The sequence below is a fragment of the Acidithiobacillus sp. M4-SHS-6 genome, assembly GCF_047421495.1.
Lineage (GTDB): Bacteria > Pseudomonadota > Gammaproteobacteria > Acidithiobacillales > Acidithiobacillaceae > Acidithiobacillus.
The window spans coordinates 2604829-2622608 of record NZ_CP175559.1; the positions used below are offsets into that span (position 1 = coordinate 2604829).

General features: G+C 57.4%; 17 protein-coding genes. 8 read left to right on the forward strand and 9 right to left on the reverse strand.

What is annotated here, in order from left to right; translation table 11 throughout:
- Nucleotides 1–3: 3 nt before the first annotated feature.
- Nucleotides 4–2055 (reverse strand): hypothetical protein, encoded by a 2052-nt coding sequence (locus tag ACJU26_RS13525; RefSeq protein ID WP_414040146.1) that lies wholly within the window; start codon nt 2053–2055, stop codon nt 4–6.
- A gap of 24 nt (nt 2056–2079) precedes the next feature.
- Nucleotides 2080–2964, reverse strand: coding sequence for a cysteine synthase CysM (gene cysM, locus ACJU26_RS13530; RefSeq protein WP_414040147.1), 885 nt, complete (start codon nt 2962–2964; stop codon nt 2080–2082).
- A gap of 101 nt (nt 2965–3065) precedes the next feature.
- Between cysM and ACJU26_RS13535 the strand changes: the two genes are divergently transcribed.
- Nucleotides 3066–3761 carry a VIT family protein gene (locus ACJU26_RS13535; RefSeq protein WP_414040148.1) on the forward strand — a complete coding sequence of 232 codons (696 nt, stop codon included), beginning with the start codon at nt 3066–3068 and terminating at the stop codon, nt 3759–3761.
- A 25-nt stretch (nt 3762–3786) separates the two neighbouring features.
- A complete protein-coding gene (gene pgl / locus ACJU26_RS13540; RefSeq protein ID WP_414040149.1) occupies nt 3787–4497 on the forward strand; it encodes a 6-phosphogluconolactonase in 711 nt (236 codons plus the stop codon).
- Nucleotides 4498–4526: 29 nt separating this feature from the next.
- On the opposite strand, the gene ACJU26_RS13545 is transcribed toward pgl, so the two are convergent.
- Genes ACJU26_RS13545 through glgB form a run of 3 tightly spaced genes read right to left on the reverse strand, consistent with a single transcriptional unit; the run spans nt 4527 to nt 8092 of the window.
- Nucleotides 4527–5459 carry an SPFH domain-containing protein gene (locus ACJU26_RS13545; protein WP_414040150.1) on the reverse strand — a complete coding sequence of 311 codons (933 nt, stop codon included), beginning with the start codon at nt 5457–5459 and terminating at the stop codon, nt 4527–4529.
- The gene (locus tag ACJU26_RS13550; protein WP_414040151.1) at nt 5435–5899 is read right to left on the reverse strand and encodes an NfeD family protein; all 465 of its coding nucleotides are present in this window, start codon (nt 5897–5899) and stop codon (nt 5435–5437) included. Before ACJU26_RS13550 ends, ACJU26_RS13545 begins: the two co-directional genes overlap by 25 nt.
- Nucleotides 5900–5929: 30 nt before the next feature.
- Nucleotides 5930–8092, reverse strand: a complete 2163-nt coding sequence (glgB, locus tag ACJU26_RS13555) for a 1,4-alpha-glucan branching protein GlgB (protein ID WP_414041988.1) — start codon at nt 8090–8092, stop codon at nt 5930–5932.
- Between the two features lie 231 nt (nt 8093–8323).
- Here glgB and glgC point away from each other — a divergent pair, with 231 nt between their 5' ends.
- The 5 genes from glgC to murI are packed head-to-tail and all read left to right on the forward strand — an operon-like array spanning nt 8324 to nt 15113.
- Nucleotides 8324–9631, forward strand: a complete 1308-nt coding sequence (glgC, locus tag ACJU26_RS13560; RefSeq protein ID WP_414040152.1) for a glucose-1-phosphate adenylyltransferase — start codon at nt 8324–8326, stop codon at nt 9629–9631.
- A 4-nt stretch (nt 9632–9635) separates the two neighbouring features.
- Nucleotides 9636–11336, forward strand: coding sequence for a glycoside hydrolase (locus ACJU26_RS13565; protein ID WP_414040153.1), 1701 nt, complete (start codon nt 9636–9638; stop codon nt 11334–11336).
- Nucleotides 11337–11340: 4 nt separating this feature from the next.
- Nucleotides 11341–13368, forward strand: a complete 2028-nt coding sequence (locus tag ACJU26_RS13570; RefSeq protein WP_414040154.1) for an alpha-amylase/4-alpha-glucanotransferase domain-containing protein — start codon at nt 11341–11343, stop codon at nt 13366–13368.
- Nucleotides 13361–14308: an ROK family protein gene (locus tag ACJU26_RS13575; protein WP_414040155.1), complete on the forward strand. Its 948-nt coding sequence runs from the start codon at nt 13361–13363 to the stop codon at nt 14306–14308. Before ACJU26_RS13570 ends, ACJU26_RS13575 begins: the two co-directional genes overlap by 8 nt.
- Nucleotides 14309–14315: 7 nt before the next feature.
- Nucleotides 14316–15113 (forward strand): glutamate racemase, encoded by a 798-nt coding sequence (gene murI / locus ACJU26_RS13580; protein WP_414040156.1) that lies wholly within the window; start codon nt 14316–14318, stop codon nt 15111–15113.
- Here the strand turns inward: murI and ACJU26_RS13585 are convergent.
- The gene (locus ACJU26_RS13585) at nt 15101–15433 is read right to left on the reverse strand and encodes a hypothetical protein (RefSeq protein WP_414040157.1); all 333 of its coding nucleotides are present in this window, start codon (nt 15431–15433) and stop codon (nt 15101–15103) included. The genes murI and ACJU26_RS13585 overlap by 13 nt on opposite strands.
- Before the next feature lie 209 nt (nt 15434–15642).
- Nucleotides 15643–16968, reverse strand: a complete 1326-nt coding sequence (locus ACJU26_RS13590) for a DUF445 domain-containing protein (protein WP_414040158.1) — start codon at nt 16966–16968, stop codon at nt 15643–15645.
- Nucleotides 16969–17052: 84 nt separating this feature from the next.
- Between ACJU26_RS13590 and ACJU26_RS13595 the strand changes: the two genes are divergently transcribed.
- Nucleotides 17053–17241, forward strand: coding sequence for a YqaE/Pmp3 family membrane protein (locus ACJU26_RS13595; protein WP_414040159.1), 189 nt, complete (start codon nt 17053–17055; stop codon nt 17239–17241).
- Between the two features lie 31 nt (nt 17242–17272).
- Here ACJU26_RS13595 and ACJU26_RS13600 read toward each other — a convergent pair whose 3' ends face one another.
- On the reverse strand, nt 17273–17485 hold the full coding sequence (locus ACJU26_RS13600; protein WP_414040160.1) for a hypothetical protein: 213 nt from the start codon (nt 17483–17485) through the stop codon (nt 17273–17275).
- A complete protein-coding gene (locus ACJU26_RS13605) occupies nt 17485–17763 on the reverse strand; it encodes a plasmid mobilization protein (RefSeq protein ID WP_414040161.1) in 279 nt (92 codons plus the stop codon). The genes ACJU26_RS13600 and ACJU26_RS13605 overlap by 1 nt, the downstream gene beginning before the upstream one ends.
- Nucleotides 17764–17780: the final 17 nt, after the last annotated feature.

Here is a 17780-nt window from a genome sequence, read left to right on the forward strand (position 1 = left end):
TGTCTATTCTCCTGTGTGCATCTGCGGACCCGTTGCCATGGCCGTTTTCAGTCTTGCCAGCAATTCATCCCAACTGACTCGGCGATTGTACCCCACTATATCCACCCTGGGCAGTCCTTGCCCCTTCAAAATCACAAACCCGCCATTTTCTGCCCCCACCCCCGAAAGCTCCGCTATACCGTTCGCCAAGTTTATACCCATTCCCAACTGACGGTATCTGAAGGTTTTGAACAGGCGCAAAAACATCCCCTGAAAAAACCCGCTGATACCATTTCCTCCGCCTAATTTGGTAATACTCTGAACGGCCTGATAGCTGATTTTTTGGGGGACACCCGGGGTTTTCACGGTGGCGAAATGGGCCTGAAAAGCTTCGGGAGACCAGTTCAGCAGGTAAAGATGGCGCAGATTCCCATCCAGTACCCCACTGATATAACCAAAGTGAAAGGCTTCGGTGAGTGGTTTCAACCGCAATCCCTGAACGGAGACATTGGCCTGCAGCAGCGGCATCACGCCCAGAAAATGTTGCACCTGCAGATCACGCACCCGGACCTTACCTCCGAAAATGCCCGCGCTCAACTCGCCGCTGGTACGGATGGTACCGGCATGGTAAGTCAGTTCGGGTATGGAAGCCTGGATGGTTCCGGTGAAGGGTGGCCAGTGCATGATCCGGGTCAGCGCGCGCATTCTCAGGCCGTGCAGGTCACCGCGCATGGCGAAGCCGGAATGCGCTCCTCTCCAATGCCCGGAGAGTTGCTGAAAATGCAGAACCCCGCCCAGAAGATGAATATCGAGAGGCTGCTGCAAGGCAAATCCGCCGGGGTGCAAGGCGACCCGCACGGCAACGGGTCCCAGGGGGATATGGTACAGGGTAGCCCGCTGCCAGTGGAACGCAGCACTTTCCACTGGTGACTCCTCATCCCAGGCTCCATGGCTGGTGACCCCCTGCAAGCTCAGGGGGGCGGTGGAAAAACTGCCGTTCTGCAAATCCCAACGCAACATGTGCAAAACCGGATCCCCCGCCACGGAAAAGCGCAAGCGCCCGGCGAGCTGCGCCTGTGCTGCAAAACTGGTTGCTGGCAACAAGGGGTCGATCCAGGTCGCAAAAAAGGGCTCCAGACCGACATCCACTTCGCGCAATCGCCAGCTCAGGGAACCTCCCTGGACCGGCTGACTCACGGCAAATCGGGCCGTTCCGAGTTCCGGCCAATCGATTCGGCCTTGTGCCAGACGCCACTGTTTTGCCGTCTGTTGCCAGTCACTGTGCAATACCACCGGACGCATGGGGGCTGCCCAATACCAAGGGCTCCACAATACCCCGCCCTTCGTCCAGCGCAATTGCAGTTGTCCTTGCCAATGTTGCTGCCAGTAACCATTACCCGTAAGCGCTGCAGCCACATTCTGGGCGGCTTGCAAGCCATCGGGACTACTGAACTCGCCCTTCTGCAGTTGGGCCACAAAATGCATCCTGTTTACCTGTGACCAGCTTTTTCCGCCAGACGCCGCCTGCCAATGCAGTTCTCCACCCGACTGCCAGGTGGCGGGAAGGAGATGCAGAGCAGGCACCCACCCCTTCAAGGCCAGATCTCCCTGGGCCTGCATTTGCCAGCGCCCCGTTACCCCACTCTGGGCCAGCAAGGCCAGGTGCCCGAATTTTGCTCCTTCCAGATGAAGCTGCAAGCTTCCCGAGCCATCGGCACGCAGCGCCTGAAATCGACCATCGCTCTGCAGCGCTCCCCAGGGACTTCCCGAAACCGCCAGATGCAGGTCAGAACAGGACCAGCCATGCCGCGTTTGTAGATTGCAGCGACCCTGGGTTTTTTGCCAAAGCCGTTGCTTGCCCCACTGCAAGGTCCCGGCCTGTATTTGCAGAATGGCAGCGCTGCTGGAGCGGGTATGGAGTTGCACCTGCAAGTGCCGCGCTTGCCAGCTCGGCCCCTGCACCCGGGCTGCGCTGATTTCCAGCGTCTGCGCCCAGGCGGAGCCCGCCAGGAACAGCCCAAGACAGCAGGGCAAAAACGGTTTTACCCAGGACCAAGGGTTAGTCGGCAACCGCAACGAGGCAAAATCCCGCATGGCCGTTCAGACGGGGAAAACCCCTGTACTCAGGTAACGATCACCACGATCGCAAATAATGGCCACCAGCACGCCCTGCTCCAGGTTCCGGGCAACACGTAGGGCGGCAGCTACCGCGCCTCCCGAAGATATGCCCGCCAGCACGCCTTCATCCCGAGCCAGACGCCGGGTCATATCCTCGGCTTCCTCCTGGGTCACGTCTTCAATCTGGCTGACCATTTCCCGATGATAGATTTTGGGTAAATAGGCTTCCGGCCAGCGGCGGATTCCCGGAATCTTCGCCCCTTCAGCCGGTTGCACGCCGACAATCTGGATACTCGGGTTCACTGCGCGCAAATACCGGGAAGTCCCCATGATCGTGCCGGTGGTGCCCATGGCCGAGACAAAATGGGTGACACTGCCGCGCGTATCCCGCCAGATTTCCGGACCGGTACTGAGGTAGTGGGCTTCCGGATTATCCGGATTGGAAAACTGATCGAGCATGACCCCCGCGCCGGCAGCCACCATCTGTCGGGCCCGATCGATGGAACCCTCAATACTGCCCTCTGCCGGGGTCAATATGACCTCCGCCCCATAGGCGCGCATCACCTGCCGACGCTCAATGCTCATGTTTTCCGGCATGATCAGGGTCATCGGAATACCCCGTACCGACGCGGCCATGGCCAGGGCAATCCCGGTATTCCCACTGGTAGGCTCAATCAGGCGCGTCGCAGTGGTGATGGTCCCCCGCTCCAGGGCGCGACGGATCATGTTCATGGCCGGGCGATCCTTGACGGAACCCGCCGGATTATTCCCTTCCAGCTTGCCAAAAATCCGGACACCGGCATGGGGTGCCAGACTTCTCAATTCGCAAAGGGGCGTATTGCCCACCCAATCTTCCAGACCAGCCATCCTGTTCTCCTCACATTTTCGGGATAGGCCTGCATCATAGACCCAAGCGCCAAAGATGAGCTATCTTGCCCCTATCATTAAAGCCCATATGAAAACAGGCAATGGCTAAGCACTGCTCAGAAATTCACAAAAAAAACACCGGCTGGCTGCGTGCCGGCGTACTGGGCGCCAATGATGGCTTGCTCTCCACCGCAGGACTGCTCAGTGGCGTCATCGCCGGCCAGGCCGATCATGACCAGATCCTGTTGGCAGGAGTGGCGGCCTTGCTATCCGGGGCATTGTCCATGGCAGCGGGTGAATATGTTTCCGTCAGCTCCCAGAGTGACAGTCAAAAGGCGCAACTTCATCAGGAAGCCCAGGAAATTCGGAACAACCCTGAACTGGAACAACTGGAGCTCTGCAAAATATACATGGATCGTGGACTGGATGAGGCATTGGCCCGGCAGGTCTCTTTTCAACTGATGCAGCACAACCCCCTCGAAGCCCATGCCCGGGAAGAACTGGGTCTGACGGAAGTGGCCAAGGCGCGCCCGCTACAGGCGGCAAGCGCCTCGGCCATTGCCTTTATCAGTGGCGCTCTGCCGCCCGTTCTGATCAGCACTTTCCTGCCCCATGCCTATGCATTACCTGCCTTGTTTATCATCACCTTGATCTTGCTGGCCATATTGGGCGGGGTTTCGGCGCGCATCGGCGGCGCGCGGGTCTGCGCTGGGGCGCTGCGCGTGCTATTCTGGGGGAGCGTGGCACTGGGATTTACCGCACTGGTCGGTCATCTGCTGAGTCAAGCCATCAGTTAAGTTTTGGGGTCAGGAGGAGTCCAGGATGCTTCGAGAAAACGCCTCGCCGCGATGGCATATCTATCCGAATAACACAGAGATCAGCGCCCGGCTTGCCGCGGCCATCACCCGGATGGCCGCTGAGGCCATCGCCCGGCGTGGGGCCTTTCATCTGGTAGCAGCCGGAGGTGATACGCCACGTGCGGCCTACGCCCGCTTACCCGCACTGGGAAGTGACTGGCAGCACTGGCATATTTATCATGGTGACGAGCGTTGCCTGCCGGTGGATCACCCCGATCGCAACAGCGTCATGCTTGGGGAAACCTGGTTATCCCAGGTGCCCATCCCCGGTACACAGATTCATACCATCCCCGCCGAAATGGGGGCCAGCGCAGCGGCCCAGCAATATGCCGAGGCGCTGCCCCGGCAAAGTTTCGATCTGGTCCTTCTGGGTCTGGGCGAGGATGGTCATACGGCCAGCCTGTTTCCCGGCCATGATTGGGGCCAGGAAAAAAACACGCCCGCCACCCTGGCCATTTATGATGCCGCCAAGGCTCCGGCGGAGAGGGTCAGCCTCAGTGCCTGGCGGCTGCGCCAGACACGGGCCATGTTTTTCCTGGTCTGCGGCGCCGGCAAAAAAAATGCGTTGCGGGCCTGGTTGCGGAACGAGCCTATTCCGGCGGCGGCCGTGGGCAGAGACGCCGATGTGTGGCTGGACATGGCCGCCTGGCCGGAAACCCTGCCGGAACAACATTAGGCGGCCATACTTGCGCCGCCGCCCACGGGCTATTGGCTGGCTGTGGGCTGCTGGGACTGCTTGACCATGGACAAGGCCGTACCCACCAGGGCCCCCACATTGCCCAGATCTGCCGGGATGACCAAGCTGGTACTGCTCTTGGCCAGATTCCCCCACTTTTCGATATAGTCTTTGGCCAACTGCATTTGCAGGGCTTCAAAACCACCCGGTTCATGGGCCGCTTCGCCAATCATGCGAATGGCCCCGGCGGTAGCCTCTGCCACTAACTGAATCGCCTTGGCTTCGCCTTCGGCCCGCAACACTTCGGCCTGCTTGCGGCCATCGGCCACATTGATTTCCTGCTGGCGTTGGCCTTCCGAGGTGTTGATCTGCTGCTGTCGTTGACCTTCGGATTTGGCAATCATGGCGCGCTTTTCGCGCTCGGCGGTAATCTGAAGCTCCATCGCCCGGATGATTTCGGCGGGCGGGGTGATATCCCGAATCTCATAGCGCAGCACCTTCACTCCCCAGTTCAGCGCCGCTTCATCCACTGCGGTAGCCACGGCCGTATTCAGCAACTGCCGTGAAGACAGAGCCACGTCCAGATGCAACTTGCCGATTTCCGAACGCATGGTGGTCTGGGCCAGCTGGATGACGGCGGTAAAGGGATTGCTGGAACCATAGGCGGCCTTCACCGAATCGGTAATCTGCAGATAGAGCACGCCATCCACCGTCATGGTGGTGTTATCCAGGGAAATACAGGCCTGGGCCGGCACCTCCATGGGCACTTCGCGCATATCGAAGCGAAAGGCCACGCGATCCAGAAAAGGAATGATGAAATTCAGGCCGGGTTCCAGGACGGCGTGGTATTTGCCCAGGCGCTCGACGACCCAGGCGCGTTGTTGCGGAACCACCCGAATAGTGGTGCGCAGGATCAGAAAAGCCGCCACGATGACAATCAGGATGATGATGAGGGAGGACATAGGGACTCCTTATCGGCAGAAGGCTGCTGGGGTAACACTCCTAAATGTAGCAGGTTGTCCGTCTTGCCGATGATCACGGCGCGGTCACCCGGGCAGGGGGCGGGACCATCGTCTACTACCGCCATCCACTCACTTCCCCGATAATGCACCGTATAGTGTTCGTTCTGATCTGGCCCGCCAATGACCTCGACACCCTGCCCCAAATCAAAATCCGTCAATCCCTGGGCTTTTCTGGCAAGACGATGACGCAGCCACATCCCGGCAGGTAACAACACCAGACAGTATCCCAGAAACACCCAGTGCAAAACGGTGCCCGGTAGTATCAATCCCGTAATCGCTGTAAACAGGGCGGCCAAGGCCACTGCAGCCAAATAGAAAGTGCCGGTGAACAATTCGGATATTCCAGCCACGAAAGCGAGAATGACATAAACAAATAACATAATAATCACCCGCGCAAAGCGTAGATCGCTTCAGTCCATTTGCATAAACAGCGCACCCAGAGGCGGGAGGGTCATTTTCAGGGAACAGGGCAGGCCCATCCAACTGAGAGTCTCTGCCTGTAAGGGGGGATTGCCCACATTGCTGCCCTGGTATGCGGCGGCATCACTATTGAAAATTTCCCGATAGACCCCTGGCCCAGGCACGCCAATACGATAGTTTTGGCGTAATACGGGCGTGAAATTGAATATCGCCAGGATGAAGGTCCCCTTCCGATCCCGCCGCAAAAAACTGAGTATGGACTGATCGGCATCATGACAATCCACCCAGGAAAACCCCTCAGCCGCAAAATCCAGGTCATGCAGGGCCGATCGTTCCCGATGCAGACGGGCAAGATCCCGACTCAGTCGCTGTATTCCCTGATGCCAGGGAATCTCCAGCAAGTCCCAATTCAGGGATTCCCCACAGTTCCATTCCTTTCCCTGGGCGAATTCATTGCCCATGAAATTGAGTTTCTTGCCCGGATGGGCATGCTGATAACTCAGCAGCAGGCGTAAATTGGCAAAGCGTTGCCAGGTATCTCCGGGCATTTTATCCAGCAACGAGCGCTTGCCGTGTACCACCTCATCATGGGACAGGGGCAGGATAAAATTCTCTGCATAGGCATAAAGCTGGCTGAAGGTCAGATCGTTCTGATGATAACGCCGATATATGGGATCCTGTTCCATATAAGACAGGGTGTCATTCATCCAGCCCATGTTCCATTTCATGGAAAAGCCCAACCCCCCCACATAGGTCGGGCGTGAGACCATGGGCCAGGCAGTGGATTCCTCGGCAATGGTCAGGATACCCGGATAGCGCTCATTGAGCACCACATTCATCTCCCGGATAAATTCAATGGCCTCCAGGTTTTCCCGGCCGCCATAACGGTTGGGAACCCACTCGCCGGCATTCCGGGAATAATCCCGATACAGCAGGGAGGCCACGGCATCCACCCGCAGGCCATCAACATGAAAGCAGTCCGCCCAATAACAGGCGTTGGCCAGCAGAAAATTGCGCACCTCATTACGACCGAAATTGAAAATGTAGGTCCCCCACTCCCGGTGTTCCCCTTCACGGGGATCCGCATATTCATACAAGGGAGTCCCATCAAAACGCGCCAGCCCCCAGTCATCCTTGGGAAAATGTCCAGGCACCCAATCCAGCAGCACGCCGATGCCAGCCTGGTGAAACCGGTCGACAAAAGCCCGGAAATCATCCGGACTCCCAAAACGACTGGTCGGGGCAAAATAACCGCTGACCTGATATCCCCAGGATTCATCCAGAGGGTGCTCCATCACCGGCATCAGTTCGATATGGGTATAACCCATGTCCTGTACGTAGCCCAGCAAGCGCTCGGCCAGTTCTCCATAAGTCAGGAAGTGACCATCCGCATCACGCTGCCAGGATCCCAGATGGACTTCATAAATATTCATCGGCGCGTGCTGCCAGTCGGCCTGCATACGCGCCGTCATCCAGTCCTGGTCCTTCCAGACATGCTGGCTCTCGACCACCCGGGCGGCCGTGCTGGGGCGCTTTTCAAAGGCATTGGCATAAGGATCGGTCTTGACAAAAACCGCTCCGGAATCCCGGTGGCGAATTTCGAACTTGTAGATTTCACCCAACTCCAATTCGGGAATGAACAGCTCCCAGAGGCCACTCATTCCCCGGACCCGCATGGGGTGAAAACGACCATCCCAGCGATTGAAGTCGCCGACGACACTGACCCGTTCCGCATTGGGCGCCCACACGACAAACAATACCCCCTCAACCCCTTCATGACTGCGGCGATGGGCACCCAGATGCCGATAGGCCTCATACAAGCGCCCTTCGCTGAACAGATAGACTTCCAGATCGCCCAGCACGGGGCCGAAGACGTAAGGATCATAGGCTTCATGAGTACCCAGGGCATCCTGCCAGCGGCAACGATAGGGCACGGGCAGCATCTCCCCGATATGGGTAAATATCCCATCAGGATGTTGCAGGGTCATGGGAACCCAACCCTGGGGGGTCTGCAGTTCTACCTGGGAAGCGCCCGGCAAAAAGATCCGCTGTATCGCTTGCCCCTCCCGACTCGCAGATATTCTGTGCTGCCCCAGCCAGGCAAAGGGATCGTGATGACGGGCTTCACGAATCGCCATCTCCTCATTATCCATGCTTTCGCCATGCTGTTTTTGGGGCAATGGGTTCACCACACAATCTCCTTTTCATCTTTTTGATTGGCGAGTCACTCTACTTGATCATAACACATCATGGGCAAAGTCCACGGATGTCATTGGCGCGCTTGCCGCAACAGGCCAAGTTCAGTACCTTAAAAGCGAAAGCACAGGGAATCCTGTCTATACTCCAAGTCAGGTTCAGCACCAGTGCCCGATAAGGAGAGTAGCATGTCCGAAGAAACCCAGAGTGGTCTCACTAATTCCCCGCGCTTCGTCAGTAATCTCACCAAAAATACCCTGGCGCTGGTCCTGGCCGGAGGACGCGGCAGCCGCCTCGGCCCATTGACCGACTGGCGCGCCAAACCTGCCGTACCCTTTGGCGGCAAATTCCGCATCATCGATTTTTGCCTTTCCAATTGCATGAATTCCGGAATCCGCCGCATTGGCGTCCTGACCCAATACAAGGCCCACAGTCTGATCCGCCACTTGCAACTGGGCTGGGGCTTCCCGAGAGGTGAATTCAACGAGTTCATCGAAATCCTGCCTGCCCAGCAGCGGATGAATACGGGCTGGTACAAGGGAACCGCCGATGCCATCTTCCAGAATATCGACATTCTGCGCGCCCACCGCCCCCGCTATGTGATTGTGCTTGCCGGCGACCATATTTACAAAATGGATTACGGCCAGATGCTAGCCGAACATGTGCAAAACCAGGCGGACATGAGTGTGGCTTGCATTGAAGTTCCTCTGGAAGAAGCCAAGGGTTTCGGCGTCATGACCGTCAACCATGAAGATCGTATCACCGGCTTTTCCGAAAAACCCAGTGACCCGACCCCCACGCCCAACAATCCCGACCGGGTTCTCGCCAGCATGGGAATTTACATATTCAACACCGATTTCCTCTATGAGCAGCTCATCCGTGATGCCGACAGCCGCGAGTCCGGTCACGATTTCGGCAACGATTTGATTCCCTACATGGTCCCCCGCTACCGGGTCATGGCCCACCGCTTCCGCCATAGCTGTATTCCCAGCAATGAAGGCAAGATCAGCCGCTGCTATTGGCGGGATGTTGGCACCGTTGACGCGTATTGGGCCGCCAACATCGATCTGGTGCATGTCACTCCTGACCTTGATTTGTATGACAGCCGCTGGCCCATATGGACCTACCAGGAACAACTCCCTCCCGCAAAATTCGTTTTTGATGATGAGGGGCGCCGTGGTATGGCCATCGACAGTATTGTTTCGGGAGGCTGCATCATCAGTGGTGCAACCGTCCGGCGCTCCCTGCTTTTTTCCAATGTACGCGTCAATGATGGCCATACCCTCATCGAAGATTCGGTCATCCTGCCCAATGTGCGGCTGGGTGAAGGCTCCCGACTGCGCAAGGTCGTGGTCGATAAGGGCGCCATTATCCCCGATGGCCTGGTCGTCGGCGAAGATCCTGCCGAAGACGCCCGCCGCTTTTACCGTACTCCCAAAGGGGTTACTCTCATTACTCCAGAGTTACTTGGCCAGCAACTGCATTTTGTGAGGTGAGACCATGCCCCCTGCACGCGCCCTCCATGTCATTTTCTGCTGGCATATGCATCAGCCCGACTATCGCAATGCCGAGGGGTTCTATACCCTGCCGTGGACCTATCTCCATGCCTGCAAGGATTATGCGGACATGATCGCCCATTATGAAGAAAATCCCCTGGCGCGGGGCGTGATCAACTTTGTACCCATTCTGGTAGAGCAGATACAAGACTATAGCAGCCAGTTTCAAAGCGGTGAATTTCGTGATCCCTTGCTGATTGCCCTGGCCAGACCCGATCTGAAGACCCTCAGCAATGAAGAGCGCCATCACCTCATGGAGCAGTGTTTCCGTCTGGATCCGGAACACATGCTGAATCCCTTTCCCGGATACCGCCGACTGCATGAAATCTATCTGCGCATGCGCGACGATCCGGTGGAACTGTCCGACTATTTGTCCGTTCAGTTTGTGGCTGATCTGTTGGTCTGGTATCACTTGGCCTGGACCGGTGAAACCGTGCGGCGCGCGAGTCCACTCCTTCAGAAACTGATGGCCCAGGGACGGGGTTTCAGCCCCGAGGACCGGCAGGATTTATTGCATTTCCTGGGCGAACTGATATCTGGGCTGATCCCCCGCTACCGCGCCCTGGCAAAAGCTGGACGCATCGAAATATCCACCACCCCATACTATCACCCCATTGGCCCGTTGCTGCTGGATTTTGCCGCTGCCCGGGAGACCATCCCGGAGGCTCCCTTGCCCGACACCCCGGCATATCCCGGCGGCGCGGAGCGTGCCCGCTGGCAGATTGATCGAGCCCAAGCCTATCATCCGCAGCAATTCGGCATTGCCGCCCAGGGCATGTGGCCAGCCGAGGGCGGAGTTTCCGCGGCCTATGTCAAAATGCTGGGTGATGCCCAGGTTGCGTGGACGGCGTCCGGTGAAGGGGTGCTGACCCACAGCCTGCTACGAAATGATGACGACGCTGCTCCGCGCGGACGTGCCGAGTATTTATATCAGGCTTATCGTCTGAACAATCAGGGACCCGCCCTGTTTTTTCGGGATGACGCCCTCTCTGACACCATTGGTTTTGATTATAAAACCTGGCTTGGGCACGATGCCGTCACTGATTTCATGCACAAACTGGAAGCCATCTGGCGACAGACGGAAGAGCAGGATCATCCCGTCGTCAGCATCATTCTGGATGGGGAAAATGCCTGGGAATACTACCCCTATAATGGCTATTATTTCCTCTCGGAGCTTTATCGCTCCCTCTCCAACCATCCGCATATCAAAATGTGTACTTTCAGTGACTATGTCCGGGACCATGCAGAAGCCATCAAAAGCATTCCTGATCTGGTGGCCGGCAGTTGGGTGTACGGCAATTTCAGCACCTGGATTGGGGATGGCGCCAAAAACCGCGCCTGGGATTTGCTTTGCGCGGCCAAACGGGATGTTGACCAACATCTCGCCGGACTCAGCGCCGAAAAACAGGAGGAAATCACGGAACAGTTGGGACGCTGCGAGGGCTCTGACTGGTTCTGGTGGTTTGGTGATTACAATCCGGCCGACTCCGTGCGGGATTTTGATGACCTTTTTCGGATGAACCTGCGCAAACTCTATACCTTAATGCAAGTCCCTCCCCCAGAAGCATTGAACGAACCCATCAGCCAAGGTGGGGAGCCGGCAGAATCGGGGGGCACCATGCGCCGCACCCATACTGAAGGATGAATGTATGACCCACAGCACCCCCCTCCTCTTGGGCGTCCACGCCCATCAGCCGGTTGGTAATTTTCCCCATGTCATCGATGACGCCGTTGTGCGTTGCTATCATCCTTTTCTCGCAGCCATGCATCGTTTTCCTGAATTTCCCTTTGCCATTCATATCAGTGGCTGGTTACTGGATTACATGATTCGCGTCCATCCCAAGACCATGGCGCTTTTACAGGAAATGGTCGGCCGCCATCAGGCAGAGCTGGTAGGGGCCGGCGACACCGAGCCGGTACTGGCGGCCATTCCCCATGCCGACCGCGTCACCCAGCTGGAAGCCATGGCAGAAAGGCTGGACAGGCATTTTGGACAACGTCCGGTGGGGGCCTGGCTAACCGAACGTGTCTGGGATCCCAGCGTCGTCCCGGCCCTGCATGAAGCGGGCATTCGCTACGTCATGGTGGATGATTATCACTTTCTTTGTGCCGGTGCCGCACCCGACCAACTCGGCAGTTTTCATCGCACCGAAGAAAATGGTCAGGCGGTGGATGTATTCCCCATTTCCGAAGCCTTGCGCTATCGCCTGCCCTTTTCCGAGGCTGCCGCCGCCGTCACCTTTATGGAGGAAATTTCCCTGCACAATCCCGGAAGCGCCGGGATTTATTTTGATGATATCGAAAAATTCGGTATCTGGCCGGAAACCTATAGCTGGGTTTATGAAAAGGGCTGGCTGGAACAATTCCTTCAGGGCGTCCTCGATTCACCGCATATTCAACCGATGCGTTTCATGGATTATCTGCAGCAACATCGTCCCCAGGGCATCATCTATCTACCTACGGTGTCCTATAGTGAAATGAACGAATGGACACTGGCTCCCGATGCGGCTCGCCGCTACGCGGCCTTGCTGGAACAGGAAAAAACCGCCGGCCGTCTGGAAGAGCGCAAGCCATTGATTCGAGGCGGTATATGGAAAAATTTCCTGACCCGTTATTCCGAATCCAACTGGATGCAGAAACGCATGCTGCAATTATCCCAGCGCTTTCATGCCCTGCCCAAAAACCAGCAAAGCAAGCAGATGCGTGCTGATCTGCACGAGGCCCAGGCCAATGATGCCTACTGGCACGGACTGTTTGGCGGTATTTATCTGCCGCATCTGCGGCGGGCGATTTATCATGCCATTATCCGCCTGGAAGCGCGCCTGGATCTGATCCAGACGCGCCCCAGCTTGCAGTCCATGGACGTGGATATGGATGGTCATGAGGAGCTGTATTATCACCATGATCAGCAACAGATCATCATTCGCCCGGCCCCCTCGGCCGCTGTCGTGGAATGGGATGCTTATCAACTCCATCACAACCTCGGCGACACCCTGGCACGCCGCGACGAGGCCTATTACGACAAAATCCGTCAAGGTGCGGTGGAACATGCCGCGCCCAGGGAAGGCATTGCTTCCGCCCATGACCGCATCAGCTTCAAAACGGAAATCACCGCCGAAGACCTGGTCATGGATACCGCACCCTGTCACAGTTTCCAGGAATGGCTGGACTATACAGCAGTCACGTATACGGAATGCCACCTTCTGCAGAACGCTCCCCGTTTTACGGGGGGTATCGCAGACAACTGGGCCGTCAGCAAAGGCTACCATCTCTCGGAAAAAGGACTGATGGTGCAGTATCGGATAGAATCCCCTTCTCCGCAGAACAGCACGGCGTCCCATCTGTTTCATTGCCGCCTGTATCTCGCCATGCCCAGTTGTGATGGACCAGCCGGCCAATTTTTCGCCGATGGACAATCCCAGGGGGGCTTTGGACTCCCCCTTCAGGGTGAAAAAACCCGGCAAATCATGCTGGAAGATGCGGTCATGGGCGGCAAAATCCAGATGAACTGCAATCCGCCAGTGCGCTGGGAAGCTGCTCCCCACCTGACCGTCTCCCAATCCGAGGCGGGCTTTGAAAAAATCATGCAGGCGCTGCAACTGGATTTTTATTGGGATGTGACGACGGGCAAGACCCAGAAAATCGAAATTCTGACGGAGATCATCGCCCATGACTGAGCGTTTAACCATTGGTATTGACATTGGCGGCACCAATTTACGCTTCGGCGTGTTTCGGGGTCATGAATGTCTGGACAGCATTCGTCATGCAGTAGACCTGCGCGATAAATGTGCCGCAGCCGCAGATCCGGAAACTGCGGCCCAACTGTTTACCGGGCTGCTGGAGACCGGCATCGCCCAACTCCGCCATCAGTATCCCGAAGCGGCCCGGGTGGGAGTGGCCGTCCCCGGATTTGTCAATGCCCGTGGGATACTGCTGCAATCTCCCAATATTCCGCAACTCATCAATTTTGACCTGCAATCCTCCGTTCAGCAGGCTTGCCAACTCCCGGTGTTCGTCGAAAATGACGCCAATGCCGCCGGTTATGGCGAATTCTGGGAGGAAAAGCAGGACACCCCGGAGTTGCGCGACCTCCTTTATGTCGGCCTCGGTACCGGAGTGGGTGGCGGCTGGGTCCATGAGAACCGCCCCTGGCGAGGGGAACATGGCACCGCCATGGAAATCGGTCACCTCATCGTGGTTCCCGGAGGCCGCCGTTGTGGCTGTGGCAACCAGGGCTGTCTGGAACAATATGCCTCGGCGCGGGGCATACGTTCCAGCTATGTGGAACTGACGGGGACGGGTCCCGATACGGCCGTCATTGCCCAACTGGCCGATGAGGGTCGCCCCGAGGCCACTCAGGTTTTTCAGATGGCGGGAGATTATCTGGGACAGGCCCTGGCGCATATTCTGAAAGTGGCCGATGTTCGGGTCGTTCGCGTCGGTGGCGGAGTCAGTGCCGCCTGGGATTACTTTGCACCGGCAATGTTGCAACGTCTGGACGCCGACCTGATTCCTGCCCTGCGCGGACAGGTAGAAGTCAAACGCGGTAATGATGATGATCTCGCCGGCATGCGGGGGGTCGCGTTGCTGACCGAACAGGAATTACACCTTGATTGATCACTGAATGATGCGTATCGGCGTTTTCGATTCCGGCATAGGCGGTCTCAGCACGCTACTTGCTTGCCTGCGTTATCTTCCCAAGGCCCATTTTCTGTTTTATGGCGATACTGCCCATAGTCCCTATGGTGACAAAAGTCCCGGGCAAGTGCGGCAATGGACCGAGGTGGCCTATGACTGGTTCATCCGGGCAGGCGTGGATGCGGTCGTGCTGGCTTGCAATACTGCCACCAGCGCGGCGGTGACCCCCATTCGGGAATATGCCGATGTTCCCGTCATTGGCATCGAGCCCGCCATCAAAAGAGCATTGACCCTGTATCCCGAAGGGAAAATACTTTTGCTCGCCACCGCCATGACCGTGGCGGGTGCCAAGCTGGAACAGTTGCTGGCCCAGTTACCCGAAGCCCGGCAACGGGTCCAAGCCCTTGCCTGTCCCGGTCTGGCGGAACGCATTGAATCCCAGAGCGCAGACTGGCAGGAGCAGGTCCAGCAATACCTGCAGCGTCGGGTGTTACCAGCCTGTACGGCAGATGTCCAGGCCCTGGTACTGGGCTGCACCCATTACTGCTGGATCAGCGACTGGACATCGGGACTGGCGGGGCGGGCCATTCCTACCCTGGATGGGAATGACGGCGTGGCGCGGCAACTCTGCCGCAGACTGGACATTCCTCTCGCAGCGGAGACCTGTCCCGCACTACCCGGCACAGCATCCGTCGATTTTCATTTTACGGCAGATTCCGCGGCAAAAATCCATATCGCCCAGCAGTTGCTGGCCGCCTACGGCATCCGGATTCAGTTGAACTGAACGCCCTGATCCGTCAGTTTCACCCCATATTTCTTGGCCTGGGCCTCGCCCTGGGCATAAGCCAGATGAGCCAGTTCTTCGGCATGCTTGGCTTTGACGACGGCTTCGTCATATTTGCCCGCCTTGTCAGCGGCGACGGCCTCTTTGTAGATTTTGGGGGTGGAGAGCCATAAATAATGCACGGCAGACGTCTTGGCCATGGCCGTCTTGGCCGCCGACAAAGCCTGCTGGGCATCTGCAGCCGTCATATCGGACGCCACTGCAAAACCCGCCGTCATCAACGTTCCTGCCGCCACCACTCCCATTATCTTACGCTTCATAAATGCACCTCCTCCAGTCTCTGTTCGCCAATACGGCCATTACTCCAGATTATTGACTAGCAGGATTCGTTCCTCTTCCGACATCCCCATGAGTAGCTTCAACAACCCGAAATGAACGGGAGGAAGCAGCAGAAAATGGCCGATATGGGCCAGGCAACCCGGCACGCTTGGGGGCCATTTCGGCCCATTTCCCAGCACCATGTCTCCCCCTAGGCGACGAAGGGTACGACCAGGGCCAGGGCATGAATGAGCACCCCCACCAATCCGCCCACCAGCGTTCCATTGACCCGGATATATTGCAAATCGGTCCCCACGCCTTCTTCGAGCAAGCGGATCAGATCTTTTTCCGGCCAGTCGAGAATGGTTTTTTCGATATGCTGGGCCAGACCATCCCGCACCGCCGGGGCCAGACGGCGCACACTGCTTTCCAGATAATCGTTGATGGCGTCGCGCAGAACGGCCTGCTCCCCCAAAAAAACGCCCAGTTGCGCGGCCAGCTCCTGGACCCGATGTTGCAAACGGGAGTCGGGACGCCGCAAATCCCGATCGAGCCAGGCGCGCAAGTCACGGAGCAAACCGTCGACATATTCCTGCACCGCAGGATGGGCAATCAAACCCTGCTGCCAGCGCCGGATGCGCTCCTGGAAGGGAGCATCCGTCTGCAAGCGCTGAATGGCATCGGCCATCCAGCGATCAAAAGCCAGCCGGCGGGGATGCTCCGGATCATCCTCGATCTCCTGCAGAAGCTGATGCGCCGCCTTGACCAGATTGCGGGCGAGATTATCGCTCAGGGTGGCGGGGTCCATGAGCGTACTCATCCACGCAAACAGGGTGGGATAAGCTCGTTTGAGAATGGCGGCAATATGCTCTGCCAGCAGCGCCTGGGTATCCTCCGCGTCCAGCCACTGACGCAGCCGCTGGATACCATCTTCCAGCAGCGCCTGATGGCGGTGGTCTTCCGTCAGCAAGGCCAGAATGCTGCCCATCCAGCGGGCGCCATCCACCCGCTGCAACTGACGGCCCAGCGCCCCACGCAAGGCCCTGCGCAATTCCTGATCATCACTCAAAGCCAGGGCTTTTTGCAGCAGGGTCAGCAACTGTCTGGCCAAGAGGGCGCTGCTTTCAGGCTGGGCCAGCCACTGTGCCAGCCAGGCGGCGGGATCAGCGCGGCGCAAAAGGCGCACAATGGCTTCGCTCTCCAGAAAATGATCGCGAATGAAGCTGGACAGACGTTTTGCCAGTCGCACCTTGTTGCGCGGCAGAATCGCCGTATGGGGGATGGGTAATCCCAGGGGATGACGAAACAACGCGACGACCGCAAACCAGTCGGCCAGACCGCCCACCATGGCCGCCTCCGCAAAAGCCCCGGTCCAGGCCCAGATGCCCTGAAAATCCTGATGGGCAGAAAGCACAAAAAGCAGCAGGGCCAGCACCAGCAGAGACAGCGCTCCGCGCCGCATGTTCCGTAATGACCGCAGACGTGTGGGGCGAGCATTCATGGGAAGTTCGGGAAATTGTTCTTGATCTGTGGTCATGTTCGGGAGTTTAGCACAGGGGCTTGCCTTCTGGAGAAACAGGCATTTACTATGCAAGCATAATTATACATCGGGAGAACAATCATGCGTCTGCTACTGGCTATTTTTTTACCATTTCTGGTGTTTTTTACCATCGGCCGACCACTGGCCGGGATTATTTGCCTGATCCTGCAAATTACCGTACTGGGCTGGATTCCGGCAGCCATCTGGGCAGTGTATGCCTTGAGTCAGTATAAAACCGACCAGAAAATCCAGAAGGCGCTGGGGCGCTGAAAAAAGCTGCCAGCACGAGCTGCTGGCAGCCTCAGTCTTTGAGTTTCAGTTGATCTGCAGCAGTCCTTATGGTCACCTGACGCGATAATGCAATTTCCAGCGCCGTTTCCAGCCGGATTACCCGTTCCGTCAAAGTCTCGATCTTTCCCTGCTGTGACTTTACGGCTTCGGCCAGGCGCTCCACCTTGTCATTCATCTTGATGACCGTGCTTAACGCCTCCCACATCTTGTCCGTGATGGCCATCAGTACATCCGTCCGGATTCCAGCCCCGTAATACGTTTGTTGGATGCCTCCACAAAGGACAAAGCATCATCAATGGCCGCATTTGCCTGGGCAGTGGTCTTCAACATCTGGTCAATCATCCCCTCCAGCATCTGCTCATCCTCACTCGGGCGGAAGGACGAGGCGGCGCGGCGCAGAAACTCTCCCATGGACATGTGAGCGTCCTGGGCCATCTTGGCGATCAGCGCCTTCTCCTGGGAAGTCACCAGGACGGGAATACGTTCACTATAGGCTGCCATTGTCACCTCCTTTATGT

Coding starts and splice junctions, on each gene's coding strand:
- ACJU26_RS13585 (WP_414040157.1), bottom strand. CDS start 15,433: ATGAAGCGTAAGATAATGGGAGTGGTGGCGGCAGGAACGTTGATGACG.
- glgC (WP_414040152.1), top strand. CDS start 8,324: ATGTCCGAAGAAACCCAGAGTGGTCTCACTAATTCCCCGCGCTTCGTC.
- pgl (WP_414040149.1), top strand. CDS start 3,787: ATGCTTCGAGAAAACGCCTCGCCGCGATGGCATATCTATCCGAATAAC.
- glgB (WP_414041988.1), bottom strand. CDS start 8,092: ATGGATAATGAGGAGATGGCGATTCGTGAAGCCCGTCATCACGATCCC.
- ACJU26_RS13550 (WP_414040151.1), bottom strand. CDS start 5,899: ATGTTATTTGTTTATGTCATTCTCGCTTTCGTGGCTGGAATATCCGAA.
- ACJU26_RS13605 (WP_414040161.1), bottom strand. CDS start 17,763: ATGGCAGCCTATAGTGAACGTATTCCCGTCCTGGTGACTTCCCAGGAG.
- ACJU26_RS13595 (WP_414040159.1), top strand. CDS start 17,053: ATGCGTCTGCTACTGGCTATTTTTTTACCATTTCTGGTGTTTTTTACC.
- ACJU26_RS13575 (WP_414040155.1), top strand. CDS start 13,361: ATGACTGAGCGTTTAACCATTGGTATTGACATTGGCGGCACCAATTTA.
- ACJU26_RS13600 (WP_414040160.1), bottom strand. CDS start 17,485: ATGGCCATCACGGACAAGATGTGGGAGGCGTTAAGCACGGTCATCAAG.
- ACJU26_RS13545 (WP_414040150.1), bottom strand. CDS start 5,459: ATGTCCTCCCTCATCATCATCCTGATTGTCATCGTGGCGGCTTTTCTG.
- ACJU26_RS13590 (WP_414040158.1), bottom strand. CDS start 16,968: ATGACCACAGATCAAGAACAATTTCCCGAACTTCCCATGAATGCTCGC.
- ACJU26_RS13565 (WP_414040153.1), top strand. CDS start 9,636: ATGCCCCCTGCACGCGCCCTCCATGTCATTTTCTGCTGGCATATGCAT.
- ACJU26_RS13535 (WP_414040148.1), top strand. CDS start 3,066: ATGGCTAAGCACTGCTCAGAAATTCACAAAAAAAACACCGGCTGGCTG.
- ACJU26_RS13570 (WP_414040154.1), top strand. CDS start 11,341: ATGACCCACAGCACCCCCCTCCTCTTGGGCGTCCACGCCCATCAGCCG.
- cysM (WP_414040147.1), bottom strand. CDS start 2,964: ATGGCTGGTCTGGAAGATTGGGTGGGCAATACGCCCCTTTGCGAATTG.
- murI (WP_414040156.1), top strand. CDS start 14,316: ATGATGCGTATCGGCGTTTTCGATTCCGGCATAGGCGGTCTCAGCACG.